The 17,871-nt window shown below is 40.1% G+C and carries 17 protein-coding genes; 13 read left to right on the forward strand and 4 right to left on the reverse strand.

The genetic code is table 11. The annotated features are described in order from the left end of the window. Positions 1-146: 146 nt before the first annotated feature. The 7 genes from ilvB (at position 147) to leuD (ending at position 8,391) form a co-directional block, all read left to right on the forward strand. The gene (ilvB, locus tag KHA95_RS19905) at positions 147-1,880 is read left to right on the forward strand and encodes an acetolactate synthase large subunit (protein ID WP_213139349.1); all 1,734 of its coding nucleotides are present in this window, start codon (positions 147-149) and stop codon (positions 1,878-1,880) included. Next, on the forward strand, positions 1,877-2,395 hold the full coding sequence (gene ilvN, locus KHA95_RS19910; RefSeq protein WP_213139302.1) for an acetolactate synthase small subunit: 519 nt from the start codon (positions 1,877-1,879) through the stop codon (positions 2,393-2,395). Before ilvB ends, ilvN begins: the two co-directional genes overlap by 4 nt. An 18-nt stretch (positions 2,396-2,413) precedes the next feature. Beyond that, a complete protein-coding gene (gene ilvC, locus KHA95_RS19915; protein ID WP_213139303.1) occupies positions 2,414-3,418 on the forward strand; it encodes a ketol-acid reductoisomerase in 1,005 nt (334 codons plus the stop codon). A 17-nt stretch (positions 3,419-3,435) separates the two neighbouring features. Then, complete coding sequence (locus KHA95_RS19920) at positions 3,436-4,983, forward strand: 2-isopropylmalate synthase (RefSeq protein WP_213139304.1); 1,548 nt, start codon at positions 3,436-3,438, stop codon at positions 4,981-4,983. A gap of 342 nt (positions 4,984-5,325) precedes the next feature. Continuing rightward, positions 5,326-6,390: a 3-isopropylmalate dehydrogenase gene (gene leuB / locus KHA95_RS19925; RefSeq protein WP_213139305.1), complete on the forward strand. Its 1,065-nt coding sequence runs from the start codon at positions 5,326-5,328 to the stop codon at positions 6,388-6,390. A 7-nt stretch (positions 6,391-6,397) separates the two neighbouring features. Then, a complete protein-coding gene (gene leuC, locus KHA95_RS19930) occupies positions 6,398-7,813 on the forward strand; it encodes a 3-isopropylmalate dehydratase large subunit (RefSeq protein ID WP_213139306.1) in 1,416 nt (471 codons plus the stop codon). Further along, the gene (gene leuD / locus KHA95_RS19935; RefSeq protein ID WP_213139307.1) at positions 7,810-8,391 is read left to right on the forward strand and encodes a 3-isopropylmalate dehydratase small subunit; all 582 of its coding nucleotides are present in this window, start codon (positions 7,810-7,812) and stop codon (positions 8,389-8,391) included. Before leuC ends, leuD begins: the two co-directional genes overlap by 4 nt. Positions 8,392-8,640: 249 nt before the next feature. Here the strand turns inward: leuD and KHA95_RS19940 are convergent, their stop codons facing one another. The 3 genes from KHA95_RS19940 to KHA95_RS19950 are packed head-to-tail and all read right to left on the reverse strand — an operon-like array spanning position 8,641 to position 10,582. Continuing rightward, positions 8,641-9,327: a hypothetical protein gene (locus KHA95_RS19940; protein WP_213139308.1), complete on the reverse strand. Its 687-nt coding sequence runs from the start codon at positions 9,325-9,327 to the stop codon at positions 8,641-8,643. Beyond that, complete coding sequence (locus tag KHA95_RS19945) at positions 9,324-10,214, reverse strand: ABC transporter ATP-binding protein (protein WP_213139309.1); 891 nt, start codon at positions 10,212-10,214, stop codon at positions 9,324-9,326. Before KHA95_RS19945 ends, KHA95_RS19940 begins: the two co-directional genes overlap by 4 nt. Beyond that, complete coding sequence (locus KHA95_RS19950; protein WP_213139310.1) at positions 10,211-10,582, reverse strand: GntR family transcriptional regulator; 372 nt, start codon at positions 10,580-10,582, stop codon at positions 10,211-10,213. The genes KHA95_RS19945 and KHA95_RS19950 overlap by 4 nt, the downstream gene beginning before the upstream one ends. Before the next feature lie 296 nt (positions 10,583-10,878). Between KHA95_RS19950 and KHA95_RS19955 the strand changes: the two genes are divergently transcribed. The 3 genes from KHA95_RS19955 to KHA95_RS19965 all read left to right on the forward strand — a co-directional run bounded on the left by KHA95_RS19955 (position 10,879) and on the right by KHA95_RS19965 (position 15,206). Beyond that, the gene (locus KHA95_RS19955; protein WP_213139311.1) at positions 10,879-13,038 is read left to right on the forward strand and encodes an MMPL family transporter; all 2,160 of its coding nucleotides are present in this window, start codon (positions 10,879-10,881) and stop codon (positions 13,036-13,038) included. A gap of 111 nt (positions 13,039-13,149) precedes the next feature. Next, positions 13,150-13,830: a response regulator transcription factor gene (locus tag KHA95_RS19960; protein WP_213139312.1), complete on the forward strand. Its 681-nt coding sequence runs from the start codon at positions 13,150-13,152 to the stop codon at positions 13,828-13,830. Continuing rightward, positions 13,827-15,206 (forward strand): sensor histidine kinase, encoded by a 1,380-nt coding sequence (locus KHA95_RS19965; protein ID WP_213139313.1) that lies wholly within the window; start codon positions 13,827-13,829, stop codon positions 15,204-15,206. The genes KHA95_RS19960 and KHA95_RS19965 overlap by 4 nt, the downstream gene beginning before the upstream one ends. Before the next feature lie 45 nt (positions 15,207-15,251). Here KHA95_RS19965 and KHA95_RS19970 read toward each other — a convergent pair whose 3' ends face one another. Further along, positions 15,252-15,839 carry a Uma2 family endonuclease gene (locus KHA95_RS19970; RefSeq protein ID WP_349305506.1) on the reverse strand — a complete coding sequence of 196 codons (588 nt, stop codon included), beginning with the start codon at positions 15,837-15,839 and terminating at the stop codon, positions 15,252-15,254. A gap of 214 nt (positions 15,840-16,053) precedes the next feature. Between KHA95_RS19970 and KHA95_RS19975 the strand changes: the two genes are divergently transcribed. From KHA95_RS19975 to KHA95_RS19985, 3 genes are read left to right on the forward strand one after another with little or no spacing between them, the layout of a single operon-like run. Beyond that, entirely contained in the window at positions 16,054-16,377 is a 324-nt protein-coding gene (locus KHA95_RS19975; RefSeq protein WP_213139314.1) for a PadR family transcriptional regulator, read from the forward strand. A gap of 6 nt (positions 16,378-16,383) precedes the next feature. Beyond that, positions 16,384-17,049: a DUF1129 family protein gene (locus KHA95_RS19980; RefSeq protein WP_213139315.1), complete on the forward strand. Its 666-nt coding sequence runs from the start codon at positions 16,384-16,386 to the stop codon at positions 17,047-17,049. A gap of 12 nt (positions 17,050-17,061) precedes the next feature. Next, positions 17,062-17,826 (forward strand): HAAS domain-containing protein, encoded by a 765-nt coding sequence (locus tag KHA95_RS19985; protein WP_213139316.1) that lies wholly within the window; start codon positions 17,062-17,064, stop codon positions 17,824-17,826. The last annotated feature ends 45 nt before the right edge of the window (positions 17,827-17,871 follow it).

Consider the following 17,871-nt stretch of genomic DNA (forward strand, 5'->3'; position numbering starts at 1 on the left):
TTGATTTCCGCCAAGAGTGGAAATCAACGGAATCTACAATAGAGCCATTATAAATATTTCAATGTAGAACATAGCCAAGTGATAAAGAAATCGATTATAGATGCTTTACAAATTCAGAAATGGAAAGGAAGGGCTCAACAGTGAGTATGGGTATCCCGAAGAATGCGAATAACCCCGAATCTGACATGGCTGGTAAAGAACAAATGAAGACTGGTGCAGACCTTTTTATCGAAGCGTTGCAAAAAGAAAATGTTGAAATCATTTTCGGTTATCCGGGAGGAGCAGCGTTACCGATTTATGATGCATTGTACAAAAACCCGATCAAGCATGTATTAACAAGACATGAACAAGGAGCAATTCATGCGGCAGAAGGTTATGCAAGAGTCACTGGAAAACCTGGAGTTGTCATGGCGACATCTGGTCCAGGAGCAACCAACTTAGTTACAGGAATTGCAGATGCAATGATGGATTCACTGCCACTCGTCGTTTTCACTGGTCAAGTAGCAAGCTCAATGCTTGGGACTGATGCATTCCAAGAGTCAGACATCATTGGCATTACAATGCCAATTACAAAGCATAATTACCAAGTGAAAAGAATTGAGGATTTCGGCAGAATCATCAAAGAAGCATTTTACATCGCTACATCAGGACGCCCAGGACCGGTACTTGTCGATATTCCAAAGGACATTGCTACAAATCCTGCTGGAAATTATCCAGACGAGCCGATTCATTTACCTGGTTATCAGCCAACAACGCGTCCTAATTACTTGCAAATTCAGAAACTTGCAAACGCGATGGCGAATGCGAAAAAGCCTTTAATCCTTGCAGGAGCCGGTGTTTTATTCGCTAAAGGGTCAGATTATTTAAAACAATTTGTAGAAAAAACGGGTTTCCCAATTACAAACACGCTTCTAGGACTTGGATCAATTCCTGGTGACCATCCTCAGTTTTTAGGAATGGCAGGAATGCATGGAACATATGCGGCGAATATGGCAATTACGGAATGCGATTTGCTTATCAATATCGGTGCCCGTTTTGATGATCGATTGACAGGGAACTTAAAAGATTTTGCACCAAATGCAACGGTTGCTCATATCGACATCGATCCTGCGGAAATTGGCAAAAATGTTCCGACGGCGATCCCAATTGTTGCCGATGCGAAAGAAGTGTTAAAAGAGTTAGTGAAAATGGACTATCAACTTCCTGACATTAGCAAATGGACAGAGAAGGTACAGGAGGATAAAGAAAAATATCCATTTAAATCCCCTGTATCAGAAGAGAATTCCTTGTCCGCACCACATGTAATTAAAATGATTCATGATTTTACAGGTGGAGATGCGATCGTGACAACCGATGTTGGTCAGCATCAAATGTGGGCTGCCCAGTACTACGGCTTTAACAAGCCTGATAACTGGGTAACATCCGGCGGTCTTGGAACGATGGGCTTTGGTTTTCCATCCGCGGTCGGTGCTCAATTAGCTGCTCCAGATAAAACGGTTGTTGCGATTACAGGCGATGGTGGTTTCCAAATGACATTGCAAGAACTCTCGGTCATTAAGGAATTAAACCTTCCGGTGAAAATTGCAATTATTAATAACGAAGCACTTGGAATGGTGCGCCAGTGGCAGGAGACGTTTTACGAAGAGCGCTATTCACAGTCGTTGATCCCTGAACAGCCTGATTTTGTAAAACTCGCCGAGGCGTATGGAATCAAAGGGTACCGAGCTACAACGGAAGATGAGGCTAAAGCGGTAATTGCGGAAGCATTCACGATAGAAGAGCCAGTACTCATTGATTTCCGAGTAGTTCAAAAAGAAAATGTTTATCCGATGGTTGCACCAGGTAAAGGACTGCATGAAATGATAGGGGTGGGAAAATGAAGCGGGTTGTTACTGTCACAGTCAACAATAACAGTGGAGTGTTAAACCGCATAACTGGATTATTCGCCAAGAGGCAATTTAACATCGAGAGTATTACTGTCGGTCCAACGGGGAAACCGGGCATTTCAAAAATGACGTTTATCGTTCCGATAGATGACCCCGCTAAAATGGAGCAAATGCTTAAGCAATTGCAAAAGCAAATCGATGTCTTGAAAGTATCGGATATTACTGATAAGGCAATCGTCACAAGGGAATTGGCACTTATTCAAGTCGCTTGCCCACCGCAGGTTCGCAGTGAGGTTTACAGTATTATTGAACCTTTTAGAGCAACCGTAATTGATATGGGCAAAAATATGGTCACTATCCAAATTACAGGTGAACCATCAAAAGTAGATGCATTTATTGAATTGCTGAAGCCATATGGCATTAAAGATATATCTCGCACAGGTGTTACAGCCTTCGTTCGGGAACAGCAAATACAAGAAACACCACAATTATCAATTTTACAATTATAAAAGAGGAGATGGGGAAAAATGGCAAAAGTATATTACAACAACGAAATCGATGAGCAGGTACTACAAGGAAAGAAAATTGCAATTCTAGGATATGGATCACAAGGACACGCACATGCAAGCAACTTGAAAGAAAGTGGCTTCGATGTAGTTGTAGGTGTAAGAGAAGGTAAATCATTTGATCAAGCTGTTGAAGACGGACATACTGTTTTATCAGTTAGCGAAGCTAGTGCACAAGCTGATTTGATTATGATCTTACTTCCAGATGAAAGACAAACAGCTGTATATGAAAACGAAGTAAAACCACATCTTACTGAAGGAAAATCACTTGTATTCGCACACGGATTTAACGTACATTTCAGTCAAATCGTACCACCATCTAACGTAGACGTGTTCCTAGTTGCACCAAAAGGACCAGGACATCTTGTAAGACGTACATTCCAAGAAGGTGCAGGTGTTCCAGCACTTTTCGCGATCTACCAAGACGCATCAGGCAAAGCTCGTGACGTTGCTTTAGCGTATGCAAAAGGAGTAGGAAGCGCTCGTGCTGGTGTACTTGAAACTACATTCCAAGAAGAAACAGAAACAGATCTATTCGGTGAGCAGGCAGTACTTTGCGGTGGAACAACTGCACTTGTAAAAGCTGGATTCGAAACGCTCGTTGAAGCAGGATATCAACCAGAAGTTGCTTATTTCGAGTGCTTGCACGAGCTGAAATTGATCGTTGACCTTATGTATGAAGATGGACTTGCGGGAATGCGCTACTCTATCTCTGATACAGCACAATGGGGTGACTTCGTTTCAGGACCACGCGTAGTTGATGCTGATACGAAATCCCGTATGAAAGATATCCTTGATGATATCCAAACAGGTAAATTTGCAAAAGGATGGTTGCTAGAAAACCAATTGAACCGTCCAGAATTCAATGCGATCAACCAACGTGAAAGCGAACATTTAATTGAAAAAGTAGGTCAAGAACTCCGCGAAATGATGCCATTTGTTAAAGCTGGAAAAAAGAAAAACTAACAAGGAAGTGGTAGCAAATGCGAAGGATTGACATTTTTGATACGACTTTACGCGATGGGGAGCAAACGGCCGGTGTTAATTTAAATACGGCTGAAAAACTCGAAATTGCAAAACAGTTAGAGCGCTTTGGAGTGGATGTAATGGAGGCGGGATTTCCCGCCGCCTCTCCAGGCGATCTAGACGCTGTAAGACAAATTGCCTCAACAATTAAAACCTCGTCTGTAACGGGGCTTGCGCGATCAGTGAAGTCTGATATTGACCATGCCTGGGAAGCGTTAAAAGTGGCTGAGTGCCCAAGGCTCCATGTTTTTATCGCTACCTCACCCATTCATATGACGCATAAACTAAAACAGACTCCTGAACAAGTAGTCGAAACGGCAGTTCAAACGATTACGTATGCTAAGAAATATTTCCCAATTGTTCAATGGTCAGCAGAAGATGCATTCCGTTCAGATCCTGCTTTTCTAGCACATATTGTAGAACAAGCGATTAAAGCTGGGGCATCCGTAATCAATATACCTGATACGGTGGGCTATGCTACACCACAGGAATATGGCGCACTTTTCCGCTATTTAAAGATAAATGTTCCAAATATTGCGGAAGCGAAGTTGTCAGCGCACTGTCATAATGACTTAGGGATGGCTGTTGCGAATACACTTGCTGCAATTGAAAACGGGGCAGACCAAGTGGAAGGAACGATCAATGGAATCGGTGAAAGAGCTGGTAATGCTGCACTTGAAGAGGTGGGAGTAGCTCTTTATACAAGGCAAGATTTTTATAAAAACATCGGAACAAACTTAAAGCTAAATGAAATTAAACGCACAAGCCAGCTCGTTAGTAAATTAACGGGCATGCAAATTCAAGCAAATAAAGCTGTTGTCGGAAAAAATGCATTTGCCCATGAATCTGGAATTCATCAAGATGGCGTGTTAAAAGAGCCAACAACATACGAAATCATTACTCCAGAATTAATTGGGGAAGCGTCTAACAATTTAGTTATGGGCAAACACTCGGGGCGTCACGCATTTAACGATCGAGCAAAGTCAATGGGCTTTGAGCTTGACCAAGAAACGTTAAACAATGCATTTAAAGAGTTTAAAAAGCTTGCTGATCGTAAAAAGGAAATCACCGAAGAAGATATATGGACGATTTTAACAAATCAGCAATTAAAAGATACGAAAGCTGCTATTTATGAGTTAGAAACCGTTGAGGTTCAGTATGAAACTGCACACACTCCGAAGGCAACGGTTCGTGTTAAAAAGCCAAATGGAGAAATTGTAGAAGAAACGGTTGAAGGAGCAGGCAGTGTTGAAGCGATTTTCAATGCACTTGAAAAAGCGATTGAAGGCAAGGTGCATGTATTGGATTATCGTGTATCTTCTATTGGAAAAGGGCGCGATGCACTTGCTGAGTCCGTAATTAATTTAACGTTCAATGATGAGGAGCTAAGAGGCAGGGACTCTGCTCAAGATGTGCTTGAAGCATCAGCAAAAGCATATTTAAATGCGATTAATCGCATCTTGCTTCAAAATCATATGAAAAAATTAATCAAAGCATCTGTTTAACTCGAATCAGATGATTTCCGCTGCTTCTATAAGTGATGGGATGAATGGCGTATTAGCTTGTAAATCAGGGATGTGGATGTTTAAACTTCCTGACGCTTCGCTATCAGTACAACATGATTTGCTGATTCAAGTTAATCCTCCGGTGGATGTCACAGATTTTTAGAGGAGCTTTTCGAGAGAGCCCGAAAAATTCTAAACACATTTATGCCGAGGTGTCATTGATTCGAGCAGTTTTGCTAATGGCATGTCAAGTTAAGCGCAAGTAGCCTATTGGAAAGCACGAGGCGCTTGCGCTGTTCTTTATAAATATCCGGATTTGTTATGAGATAAGGAGATTATGAAATGGAAAAACGGGTAGCTGTTTTGCGTGGAGATGGAATTGGGAAGGAAGTAACAGATGCGGCAGTCGCTGTATTGCAATCAATTGGACGCCGCTTTGATCATCAGTTTGATTTGAAATACGGTTTACTTGGTGGGGAAGCAATTGATCAAGCCGGAGAACCATTACCAGCTGATACAATTAAAATTTGCGAAGAGAGTGATGCGATCTTACTTGGTGCAGTTGGGGGACCAAAATGGGATCAGAACCCATCACATTTGCGTCCAGAAAGAGGGCTATTGCAAATTCGCAAGCATTTTGAATTAAGTGTTAATCTTCGCCCAGTACAAGCGTTCAAAAGCTTATTAGCTGTATCGCCATTAAAAGAGGAAGTGGCCGAGGGCGTTGATATGATGATCGTACGTGAATTGACTGGCGGATTGTATTTTGGGGAACCGAGCTTCCATGATGACAATAAAGCTGTTGATTCACTAGTTTATACTCGTGAAGAAATCGAGCGAGTTGTGATCCACGCATTTGAATTAGCGAAGCTTAGAAGAAATAAAGTAACTTCAGTCGATAAAGCTAATGTCCTTGAATCAAGTAAGCTTTGGAGAAAAATAGTTGAAGAAGTAGCAGAGAGATATCCTGAAGTTGAAGTTGAGCATATGCTTGTTGATGCGGCGGCAATGAAGCTAATTACATATCCAGCAGCTTTCGATGTCATCGTAACAGAGAATATGTTCGGAGATATTTTAAGCGATGAGGCTTCCGTCATTACCGGATCTTTAGGAATGTTGCCATCTGCTAGTCTTCGTGTTGATGGTTTCGGTATGTACGAACCAATACACGGCTCAGCACCGGACATCGCTGGACAAAACAAAGCAAACCCAATTGGCACGATTTTATCTGTGGCAATGATGCTTCGCAGCTCATTTGGAATGATTGAGGAAGCGAATGCAGTTGAAGAAGCCGTAAAAAATGTGCTTGAAAAAGGTAATTTTACTTCTGAATTTATTAATATCGGTAAAAACATTTTATCAACAACAGAAATGACTGAGAAAATTATTAAAGAAATTGAGGGGTGAAGGAAAGATGGGTAAGACAATCATTGAAAAAATCTGGGAGAATCACGTTGTTAGTCGCGAAGAAGGAAAGCCGGATTTACTCTACATCGACCTCCATCTTGTTCATGAAGTGACATCTCCCCAAGCGTTTGAAGGGCTTCGTATAAATAATCGAAAAGTGCGTCGACCAGATTTAACATTTGCAACGATGGATCATAATGTCCCAACTCGTTTAAATGAAGCGGTCGAAGATCCGATTTCGAAAAAGCAAATGTCAACATTGGAAAAAAACTGTGCTGAATTTGGTGTACCATTAGCAGGAATGGGTCATCCAAATCAAGGGATTGTTCATGTTATTGGTCCAGAACTTGGCTTAACTCAGCCAGGAAAAACAATCGTATGTGGGGACAGTCATACGTCAACACATGGAGCAATGGGAGCTTTAGCGTTTGGTATCGGAACGAGTGAAGTAGAGCACGTCCTTTCCACACAAACACTATGGCAAGCAAAGCCGAAGACGATGCAAGTTCAAGTAAATGGTAAGCTTGGTGCTGGTGTTACAGCGAAAGATTTAATTTTGGCAATCATCGCAAAGTATGGGATCAATATTGGAACAGGGCATATTTTCGAATATACGGGAGAAGCTATTCGGAATTTAACGATGGAAGAACGAATGACGGTGTGTAATATGTCAATCGAAGCGGGAGCGAAAGCTGGATTGGTTGCTCCAGACGAAACGACTTTTGCTTATCTAGAAGGTCGTCCGCACGTACCGGCAGGAGAAGAATTTGAAGCATTAAAAGATAAATGGCGTCAGCTTGCAACAGATCCGGATGCTGTCTATGATGCAGTCATTGAAATTGATGCATCGGAAATTGAACCAGTTGTTACATGGGGGACAAATCCAGGTATGGGTGTTGGTGTTAACGGAACAGTTCCACGCCCAGAAGATGCGAAAACAGACGCTGAAAAAGCGGAAATTGAAAAAGCACTTGAATATATGGGACTTGAAGGCGGAACAAAAATGACCGACATTGACATCCAATATGTCTTCATCGGTTCTTGTACGAACTCCCGTATTGAAGATTTACGTGCGGCATCGAAAATTGTAGCAGGGCAAAAAGTAAAAGAAGGTGTCAATGCGATCATTGTACCAGGCTCAAGAACGGTAAAAGCGATCGCAGAAGAAGAAGGATTAGATGAGATTTTCCTAGAAGCTGGCTTTGAATGGCGTGAAACAGGATGCAGTATGTGTTTAGCAATGAACGCTGACCAAGTACCTGCGGGCATGCGTTGTGCATCAACATCGAACCGTAACTTTGAAGGCCGTCAAGGAAATGGTTCACGAACACACTTAGTTAGCCCAGCGATGGCAGCAGCAGCGGCAATTGCCGGACATTTTGTCGATGTTCGCACATTTAGACAAGAGGAGGCGCTAGCATGAGACCGATCAAAGAAGTAACGAGCGTACTTGCACCATTAGACCGTTCGAATGTTGACACAGACCAAATCATCCCGAAACAATTTTTAAAGCGTATCGAGCGTACTGGTTTTGGTAGATTCCTGTTCTACCATTGGCGTTATGATGATGCTGGAGTAGAAAGACCAGAATTTTCGTTAAACAAACCAGCATACGCCAATAGTGAGATTTTAATAGCCCGTGATAATTTCGGCTGCGGCTCCTCGCGTGAGCATGCGCCATGGGCATTGGGAGACTATGGGTTTAGAGTTGTTATCGCAATGAGTTTTGCGGATATCTTTTTCAATAACTGTTTTAAAAATGGAATTTTGCCGATCCAATTGTCTGAAGCAGATGTAGAAGATCTATTGGAAAAATCGCAAGAAAAACCATTGAATATTACTGTTTCACTTGAATCAGAGACGGTTGTTACAGAAGATGGCGATACGTATTCCTTTACTGTTGACCCATACCGCCGCCAGATGCTTTTGAATGGCTGGGATGAAATTGCATTAACATTGCAATTGGAAGATAAAATTGCTGAGTATGAGAAAACAATGTAAAAAAACGACTTACTAAGATGTCTTAGTAAGTCGTTTTAATATCCTTTTTACTGTTTTTCTTATCTATCTTAGTGGAAAAGATAGTCATCAAAACGATGAAAACAGGTACTCAACTCCATAAAATTTCTGTGTTATTACTGATAATACTAAAAAGAAAGCAAGTGCTACAATCGATATATATACAGAGCGTTTATCGTGTTTATTCATCCTGAATACTCCCTTATAAACATCTATTGCGATAAATACCCTTTACACGGTTGATTTTCTAATAAGAAAGTAAGTGACAGGCAGATAAATAGCGATGAAAGGTAAAAGCCAATAGGCGATTTGTACGGCGCTTTTGCCCGCGAACCAATGGAAAATATCGATCCATAAACCAAAATTGTGAATGAGCAGCAGTGCGATGCTTATAATCAAAAGGATTAATATAGTGGAAACAAGCATCCCTTTTCCACCAAATCTCCGTGCGAAGCTGGAGATCAAAAATCCAGTAAAGAAAAAGAAAGTGAGTAAAATAATATTAATCATAATTTGTTCCAAGGAAGTACCGTCGCTTAAATAAGGAAAATGGAAAAAGTGCATCCCTGTTCCCCAACCGGCCGTATTGTTTTCGATGGTGGCTAATACGTATATAAGCAGGCCAATGACTACGCTTGAAATGAATCCCATCGTTGCTGTTCCAATAAAGTAATCTTTTCTTCTTACAGACATCCCGAGAGCGAATGGGAAGGTTTGCACCATCACTAAAATCCCCAATACAAGTGTATAAATGAAAATTGAGGAAAGGCCCCCGGTATAAAAATCTTCTGAACTGCCAATGAGATAACCGACGACCAAGTTCACAATGAAGCTGGAAGAAAGGATGATCGTAGGAATATAAAGCCATGACCATTTATCACGAGTGTGTATTTTGAATACGCTTTGGACATTACTCATTGCATATACACTCCTTCTTTTTCGGATTTTCCATTTGTCAGATGAACGATAAGTTGTTGCAGAGAAACAGGAGAGATTTCCAATCCTTCTGCCTGTTTTCGGTCAAAGCGATCACGATTTTCAATGACAGTCGCAGAAAGTAATCCACCAAACGGTTCATGATGTATCATTTCTTTACCGGCAACGAATGCTTCTACTTTGGCGGCTTGACCGGTAACAGTGTATGCTCTGCCTCTTAAATCCTCGGCATCTTGATCGATGAGGATTTGCCCTTTATTGATCACTAAAATATGCTCCAATAAATTGCTCACTTCATCAATCAAATGGGTGGAAAGTATAACTGTACGTGGATGCTCCGTATAATCTTCCATTAGTCGATCGTAAAATATTCCCCGTGAAACGGCATCCAACCCCAAATAAGGTTCATCAAAAATGGTGAGCGGTGCTCGACTTGCAAGGCCGACAATAATTCCAACGGCTGAAAGCATTCCTCGGGAAAGTTTCTTTATTCTTCGTTTTAGGGGTAAGTTAAAATCCTCAATCAGGGTGCGAGCAAAGTCAGCATTCCAGCTGGGAAACAATGTTTTCGAAACTTCTAACACATCAATGACCCGGAAGTTATCAGGATATTTTTGCCCTTCTTTAATAAAACATAATTTGCTAAGGACGTTAGCATTTTCATATGGAGTTTCCCCAAATACTTGCAAATCACCGTTAGTAGGGAAAATTTGAGCGGTAATCATATTCATAAGCGTTGTTTTTCCTGCACCATTTCTTCCAAGCAGTCCATAAATTTTATTTTCTTCAATCGAAAAACTAACATCGTTGACAGCTTTAAATGTTCCGTACGCTTTTTCTAAATGTTTCACTTCAATTACTTTATTCATCGCTCTGTATCTCCTCTCTGGATCATTTCCGTTAATTGTTCGGTTGTAATCCCTAATTTTTTTGCTTCTTGCACCATCGTAATAATATACTGCTCGAAAAATAATTCCTTTCTTTTCTCCATCACTTTTATGCGTGCACCATCAGCTACAAACATACCGATCCCTCGCTTTTTGTATAAGATTCCTTCATCTACAAGCAAATTTACACCTTTCGCAGCCGTAGCAGGATTAATTTTGTAAAATGCCGCGAACTGATTCGTTGAAGGGACTTGTGATTCCTCTAAGAGCACGCCTTCTATAATGTCATCTTCAATACGTTCAGCGATCTGAATAAAAATCGGGCGCCCATCATCGATTAACTGTTTCAATTTTTACCTCACCACCATATTGGTTAGTTACTTGTGTAATTAACCATATAACGAAGTAGCGAAATTGTCAATGGGCGAAATTAAAATGAATGAAAAATTTAAAGTTACGCAATTAAACGGGAGTTCGCGCAATTATTCAATAAAATACGCAATTATGCATGAAAGTCGTGCAATTATGTAGGGAAGTTATGCAATTCTCATAAAAAGTTAAAGAGTTTCCTAAATTCGGCATGGTCATTCATACTCCGTTCATATTCAACTCATAAAATGGGGTTCATTGAAGGGAGATGAATGGGATGTTGCGTATTTTTCAAAGATTAGCTGCTTATTCGAGTAGCTCAAAAGGTGCAAAAATAATTTTTAGTGTGTGGATGATCGCTGTCGTACTATTAAGTGCACTTGCACCTTCTGCGAAACAATATGAAGGAAATAGTAAAGAAGGAAGTGTGACAGGGGATACGCCTTCTGAACTTGCTGCACAAGTATTAAAAGAGCAATTCCCTTCAAATGAAGGGCTAACAGCATTATTAGTTTTTCACCGAGATGATAAGATCACGGAGCAGGACAGGGAAAAAATTACGAAGCTGAGTGAATGGCTTGCTTCTGATGAAAGGCCAGAATATGTTTCGAGTGCATTGCCGTTCCATCAATTTCCGTCTACTGTCCAGGAGCAAATGTTTTCAGAAGATGGAACGACGCTTTTATTTAACTTGTCATTAGAAGCCGATTTAGAATCAGGACTTGCGAATGAGACGATGGAAAAAATCCGGGAGCAAGTCGAGACACTCCAAATGGATGGGATGCAATTTGAAATTACGGGGCCAGCTGGAATTTCCGCGGATACCATTTCATTGTTCAAAAATGCTGATTTCGTATTAATGTTTGCAACGATCGGCTTGATTTTTATTATTTTAATCATCATCTATCGCTCGCCATTACTTGCGATTACGCCATTGATCATTGCAGGGATCGTGTATGGAGTTGTTGATCGGCTTTTAGGGTTGGCTGGAAAAAATGAGTGGTTTGCTGTTGATAGTGCTGCAGTTTCGATTATGCTCGTCCTGTTATTTGCTGTGTTAACAGATTATAGTTTGTTTGTTTTCTCACGTTATAAGGAGGAATTGAGAAAGCAAGCTTCGAAATACAGTTCAATGGATGAAGCAATGAAACATGTGGCGGAGCCAATTTTCTTTAGCGGCGGCACCATATTATTGGCAATGCTGACGCTATTCGTCACAATCTTTGAGCCCTATAATCACTTTGCACCTGTCTTTTCATTAGCGGTTATTGTCATTTTACTTGCAGGATTAACGCTGATTCCAAGCATCTTTGCTTTGATGGGAAGGAAAGCTTTTTGGCCGTTTGTTCCAAAAGTTGAAAAGGAGCGGAAACAGAAAAAAGGAGTTTGGGGAAAGATTAGTAACCTCGTGTTGAAAAGACCAGCATTATTAGCGAGTAGTTTGTTGCTTGTCTTGCTGATCGGAACCTTTAACTTTTCAACAATGAAATACTCCTTTAATTTATTAAAATCATTCCCAGAGGATATCTCTTCGCGACAGGGATTTGAACTTTTAGAAAATCATTATCCGGCTGGACAATTGGCACCCGTAACAGTGATTTTACAATCGGATGAAGAGATTGAAATGAACGATCTATTTTTGCAAAAAATGAATGAAATAAAAGAGGAATTAGAGGAGCAGAGTGGAGTTAGTTCGGTTACAACGACTATCCCTAGTGATGTAAACGAACTTCCGAGCAACTTTATAGCTAAGTCAAAAAAAGCCATACGGCTTCAAGTTGTATTGGATGATCATCCGTATGAAATAGAAGCGCTCAATACAGTTCAGCAACTTCGGGATTCTGAGGAGGAATTTCTAAAAGGGAGCGGATTTTCCAGCGTTCATTATGCGGGTCAAACAGCGCAGCAACTTGATGTAAAGCAAATGAATGGGCGTGATATGCTTGTCTTATTTTCACTTGTGACGGTGTTGTTAACGCTGATTTTAGGTTTCCAGACAAAATCAGTACTTTTGCCGATATTAATGATGTCGACAATTCTCTTATCTTATTTCGCAACACTTGGGTTTGGCTGGTGGATATTCAAGCATTTAATGGGGTTTGAAGCGATTAGCTATCGGCTTCCTGTGTATACATTCGTTTTCATGGTTGCTCTCGGGATTGACTACAATATTATGCTCGTTTCACGAATTAGGGAAGAGGCAAGGAGACATCCTTGGAAGGAAGCAGTAGGACGTGGTGTTGCGTTGACGGGAGGAGTGATTTCATCAGCAGGGGTTATTTTAGCTGCAACCTTCGCTGTATTAATGACACAGCCATTGCAAGAACTGTTCTTATTTGGATTTACGATGGCAATGGGGATTTTATTAGATACATTTTTAATTAGGGGAATCTTTTTACCGTCAATTCTGATTTTGACACGGAAAAAAATTAGGTAAGTGAAACTGAACGAACGGCAGGATTCAAGGGGAAATCGGCGGTAATCATTCATCGCAGATTGATTTTCGAGTCGATTTTCCTGTACATTAGGTAGAAAGGAGGAGTGGTGAATGCAAACACATATTTTAGTAGCGGATGATGACCCACATATTCGTGAATTATTGCGTTTTTACCTCCAACAAGAGCGCTATATCGTCATTGAGGCAGAAGACGGTGGGCAAGCATCGAAACTGCTCGAAACAGAACAGGTTCACTTGGCTGTTGTTGATGTGATGATGCCTGTAAAGAATGGCTGGGAACTTTGTGAGGAAATCCGCCAATATTATGATATTCCTGTCATTTTACTGACGGCAAGAGGTGAGATGGAGGATAAAGCGAAGGGATTTTTATCGGGAACAGATGATTATGTTGTTAAGCCGTTTGAACCCGAAGAATTGCTTTTCAGAATTCGAGCGTTATTAAGGCGCTATCAAATGGTGTCGGAAAAGATTATTACGATGGGGAATACAGTCATTGACCGCATTCTTCATGAGGTAAAAGTAGGTGACCAAGTTTTTCCATTGCCGCTAAAGGAATTTGAATTACTTACTCAGCTTGCAAGCCAGCCTGATCGCACGTACACAAGGGAACAATTAATTGAGCTTGTATGGGGTCTTGATTTTGAGGGCGACAGCCGAACGATTGACGTTCATATAAAAAGGCTGCGGGAACGGTTTCGCGATCGGACAGATGATTTTCAAATTGTTACGATTCGCGGATTAGGCTATAAGCTTGAGGTTAATGACAAATGAGATCACTTTATTTTAGAATTGTCGCGACCTTTGCCTTAGTTGCGCTTATTAGTGGATTGATCGCCTTTTTATTATCAAATCTTTATTATCAAGTAAAACTAAAAGATTATAATGAGGAAAAAATCGTAGAAATTGCTCGTGAAATCGCTCATTTATATGAACATACTGATCTACCCGTAGATGAATTTTTTACGAGCGTTGCGAATATGAACTTTCAGTTGTATGTGGTCGATGAAAACCTGCAAGGCGGGCGTTATGGTGATCGATTTCGCAGCTATGATTTAGATGAAAGCATCATAAAATCTGTGTTGCAGGGTGACACGTATTATGGCATTTCTAATTTTCAAAGCAGTCTATTCGTAACGGGATTTTTTAAAGATAATTTAGAGAATAGCATTGGAATTCCTGTGGAAGTTAACGGGAAAAAAGAGGCATTATTCGTTCGTCCGAATGTAGAAAAACAATTTGGTGAGATGCGAATCGTTTTTAGTTTATTGCTTGGCATTACCTTTCTTTTGAGCCTTGTACTTATATTCATATTTACAACTTTTCTCGTGCGTCCGATTAAAAAATTAAAGAAAGCAACGAGGAAGATTGCGAGTGGAAATTATCATATCGAGCTTGAAAGTAGTCGGTCTGATGAAATCGGTGAACTTGCAAAAGATTTCAGAGGGATGGCCAAATCATTGCAAAGATTAGATGAGATGCGCCGGGAGTTCGTTGCAAATGTATCACATGAAATTCAGTCACCACTCACATCGATTCAAGGTTTTACAAAAGCGATCAGGACAAAAACGGTATCAAAAGAAGAGGCAGATCGCTATTTATCGATCATTGAGCAAGAAAGCGTCCGATTGTCATCACTAAGCAAGCAGCTATTGATCCTTTCTTCATTAGATAGTCAAGTGAGGGATCTGAATAAGGGATCTTTTCGATTGGATGAACAAATTCGAGAAGCGGTTCTTGTGACAGAATGGCAGTGGAACGAGAAAAATCTCGACATAAATCTTGATTTAACTGAGTTTATTATCGAAGCAGACGAGCAGCTTTTGTTTCAAGTATGGATGAATTTGCTTACGAATAGCATTAAGTTTACGGAGGAAAATGGCTCTATTCATATTGCAGCGGCGGCTGATACAGAAGAAATTGTTGTAACAGTGACGGATACAGGAGCAGGCATTCCAAAAGAAGAACTTCCGCTTATTTTTGATCGTTTTTATATGGGGGATAAATCACGGACAAGAACAAAATCTGGAAGTGGATTAGGCCTTTCTGTTGTGAAAAAAATTGTCGATATTCATGATGGGACGATAACGGTTGATAGTACATTAGGTCAGGGAACGATTTTTACAGTACGATTGCCCCTTAAACGATAGGACAAGAGGATAATTAATCCGCTTGTCCCTATTTGAAGCAACGATTCACCCAGGCAAATCAGCAGCCGCATTTACAATTTGCTTCATAGTAAATGAAACGCAATTGAGTTGTTCCGATTGAACCGTTTCATCCCTTTCAAACACATTATTTAGTTTGTATGTACCATTACTAAGAAGATATTGCTCAAGGGTCGCATAGGAAGGATCGATAATCCAATACTCTGGAATGTTATATTGTGCGTAAATGTTAAGTTTGTTTTGCTTGTCTCTTTTAATTGAATGAGGTGTTAAGATTTCCGCTACCATATTAGGTATACCTTCAATTCCCCTTTTAGTAATGATCTCAATTTTATTGCGATGTACCATGACTAGATCAGGTTGGCGAACTTCAGTGTTTGACAAAATCAAATCAATCGGAGATGCAAAAATGATATATTCTGACTGGCAACTGTTCGTAAGTACAGATTGCATTTGAAAACTTATCAATTGATGTTTGGGAGATGGTGCGGGAGTCATCAACTCCAATGTTCCATCTACTAATTCGTAGCGCTTTCCATCATCAGGCATTTGTGCATAATCATCATAGGTGACGGTTTGTTCCTTAATTAACTTACTTTTATCAATAGACTTCACATCTACGCCTCCTTGATCGGGATATATTTATTATACCACTGAAAAAAATTGTTATTGACAAAATCAATGATAAAAATATATACTTACATTGACTACTTTGTATTACCAAGTAGTGATTTTTTTATTAGCTATCTTGGATAACAAAGTAGCAATTTTTAATACTCTACTACCTTGTATAACCAAATAGATAAAATTCCAGAGAGGAGGGTGTCATATGTCGATTCGAAGCCAATTATTAAAAGGGATTTTAGACGGCTGTGTACTCGCGGTAATTGAGAAGGAGTCTGTGTACGGCTATGAGCTTTCACAAAAGCTTCAAGAACTTGGCTTGAACGATGTAAGCGAGGGAACGATTTATCCCGTCTTATTAAGACTGCAGAAGAATGGGTTTATACGTGGGGAGATGAGGCCATCTGATACTGGGCCGAATCGGAAATATTACTTTTTGACGGAAGCTGGGCAAGAGGCTTTAGCAACGATTACAGAGGAATGGGAACAAATATCGGGGCCGGTCAACAAATTGTTAAAGGGAAGGTGAGGAAGGGTGAAAACGAAAGATCTTATTGAAGAAAACAATCGGAAAAGAGAATTATTGACCGCGGAAAATGAGGCGTATTATAGCGATATGTTAATTTATATTCGTCTGCAATTAACGCTTTCTGAGCAGCAATCGGAAGAAGTGTTAATGGAAATGCTTGATCATTTACTCGATGGGCAGGAGGATGGTAAAACGGCAAAAGATATATTTGGCCATGATCCGAAGTCCTATGCGGATGAAATTATTGAACAACTACCAAAAGAGAAAAAGCGGGAGGTTGTTCCGTTTCTACTCGGAATAGCTGGAAATATTATTAGTTGCTCTTTAATAATCCGAGGGATCCTGCTTTATGTCCTATCACAATTCGTAGAAGTCAATTGGAATGTCAATCTATTCGTCGTTTTTGTAAGTGCCATAGTTATCGCTGGCTTTATCATCATGATGATTTGGTTTATTTTTAAACTGATTAATCAATCATTATTCAAGGAGAAGCACAATACGAAAAAGGATATGCTCAAAGCTGGTTTAATGGGGGCAGCGGGCATGGCGGCTGTCTTGGCAACGGTAAAATTTACGCCAAATATCGGGCCATCTTTTCATTTTTCATGGTGGCTATCGTTACTCATCGGGGGAATATTACTTGGCTTAACGTATGTGCTGAAAAAAAGATAGGAGGAAGGAAAATTGTTAACGAAGAAAAGTGAAACTTTTTTAGAGAATCTTAGATTGTATTTAATGACTTCTGGGAAAAATGAAACGGAAATTAAGGAATTAACAGGGGAACTAAGGGATCATCTCATCGAATCAGAAAAACGAGGCAAGAATATCGAAGAGATCATCGGTTGTACACCTGAACAATATATGGCTACCTTAAAAAAAGAGATGAAAACCGACTATAAATCGATTATGAAATACCTACCAATCTATTTTTTCGGTGCCATCGCCTACATGTTAATGGGTCCAGCAATTCGAAATGAGTTTGCACTGAATATGATTCAAGTCATTGGATTGCCGATCGTGATTCTGCTTGGCTTCATTATTTATGTGATCTTTTTACAAAAGGCAGGAAAAAGGCAATATTCAACGAAACGATTTTTTCTTGTAGGGATGATTGCGTACTCAATTGTGGCTGTGCTTTTTCTTCTTCTATTAATGGGAAGTGCATTGATTGTCGAGCCCTTTTATAGAGGTGGCGATTTTGCAAATTGGACCGTTGTAGTAATCTGTTCATGCATCTTTATTGCAACCGCCATTTGGAGTAAAGTGTGGTTCCCGATTTGGATTCCGGCAGTTTTATTTATTCCAGATTTACTTTTCCGCTTTTCCAACTTGAAGGATGAAACAATACTTTGGATTCAAGCAGCATCCTTTGTCCTTCTATTTATTCTCATTATTTTAAGCATGTATATAACGGAGAAGAGCAAAAAGAGGAAACAAATAATGGTGTGAGTGCAACTATTGTTATTTAAAGCCGATTAAAAAGATATTAGACAA

Source organism: Bacillus sp. FJAT-50079, from assembly GCF_018343515.1.
Taxonomy (GTDB): domain Bacteria; phylum Bacillota; class Bacilli; order Bacillales; family Bacillaceae_C; genus Lederbergia.

What these genes read in the sequence shown, in the direction of transcription:
- ilvB (WP_213139349.1), top strand. Translation starts at nt 147, where the DNA reads ATGGGTATCCCGAAGAATGCGAATAACCCCGAATCTGACATGGCTGGT.
- ilvN (WP_213139302.1), top strand. Translation starts at nt 1,877, where the DNA reads ATGAAGCGGGTTGTTACTGTCACAGTCAACAATAACAGTGGAGTGTTA.
- ilvC (WP_213139303.1), top strand. Translation starts at nt 2,414, where the DNA reads ATGGCAAAAGTATATTACAACAACGAAATCGATGAGCAGGTACTACAA.
- KHA95_RS19920 (WP_213139304.1), top strand. Translation starts at nt 3,436, where the DNA reads ATGCGAAGGATTGACATTTTTGATACGACTTTACGCGATGGGGAGCAA.
- leuB (WP_213139305.1), top strand. Translation starts at nt 5,326, where the DNA reads ATGGAAAAACGGGTAGCTGTTTTGCGTGGAGATGGAATTGGGAAGGAA.
- leuC (WP_213139306.1), top strand. Translation starts at nt 6,398, where the DNA reads ATGGGTAAGACAATCATTGAAAAAATCTGGGAGAATCACGTTGTTAGT.
- leuD (WP_213139307.1), top strand. Translation starts at nt 7,810, where the DNA reads ATGAGACCGATCAAAGAAGTAACGAGCGTACTTGCACCATTAGACCGT.
- KHA95_RS19940 (WP_213139308.1), bottom strand. Translation starts at nt 9,327, where the DNA reads ATGAGTAATGTCCAAAGCGTATTCAAAATACACACTCGTGATAAATGG.
- KHA95_RS19945 (WP_213139309.1), bottom strand. Translation starts at nt 10,214, where the DNA reads ATGAATAAAGTAATTGAAGTGAAACATTTAGAAAAAGCGTACGGAACA.
- KHA95_RS19955 (WP_213139311.1), top strand. Translation starts at nt 10,879, where the DNA reads ATGTTGCGTATTTTTCAAAGATTAGCTGCTTATTCGAGTAGCTCAAAA.
- KHA95_RS19960 (WP_213139312.1), top strand. Translation starts at nt 13,150, where the DNA reads ATGCAAACACATATTTTAGTAGCGGATGATGACCCACATATTCGTGAA.
- KHA95_RS19965 (WP_213139313.1), top strand. Translation starts at nt 13,827, where the DNA reads ATGAGATCACTTTATTTTAGAATTGTCGCGACCTTTGCCTTAGTTGCG.
- KHA95_RS19975 (WP_213139314.1), top strand. Translation starts at nt 16,054, where the DNA reads ATGTCGATTCGAAGCCAATTATTAAAAGGGATTTTAGACGGCTGTGTA.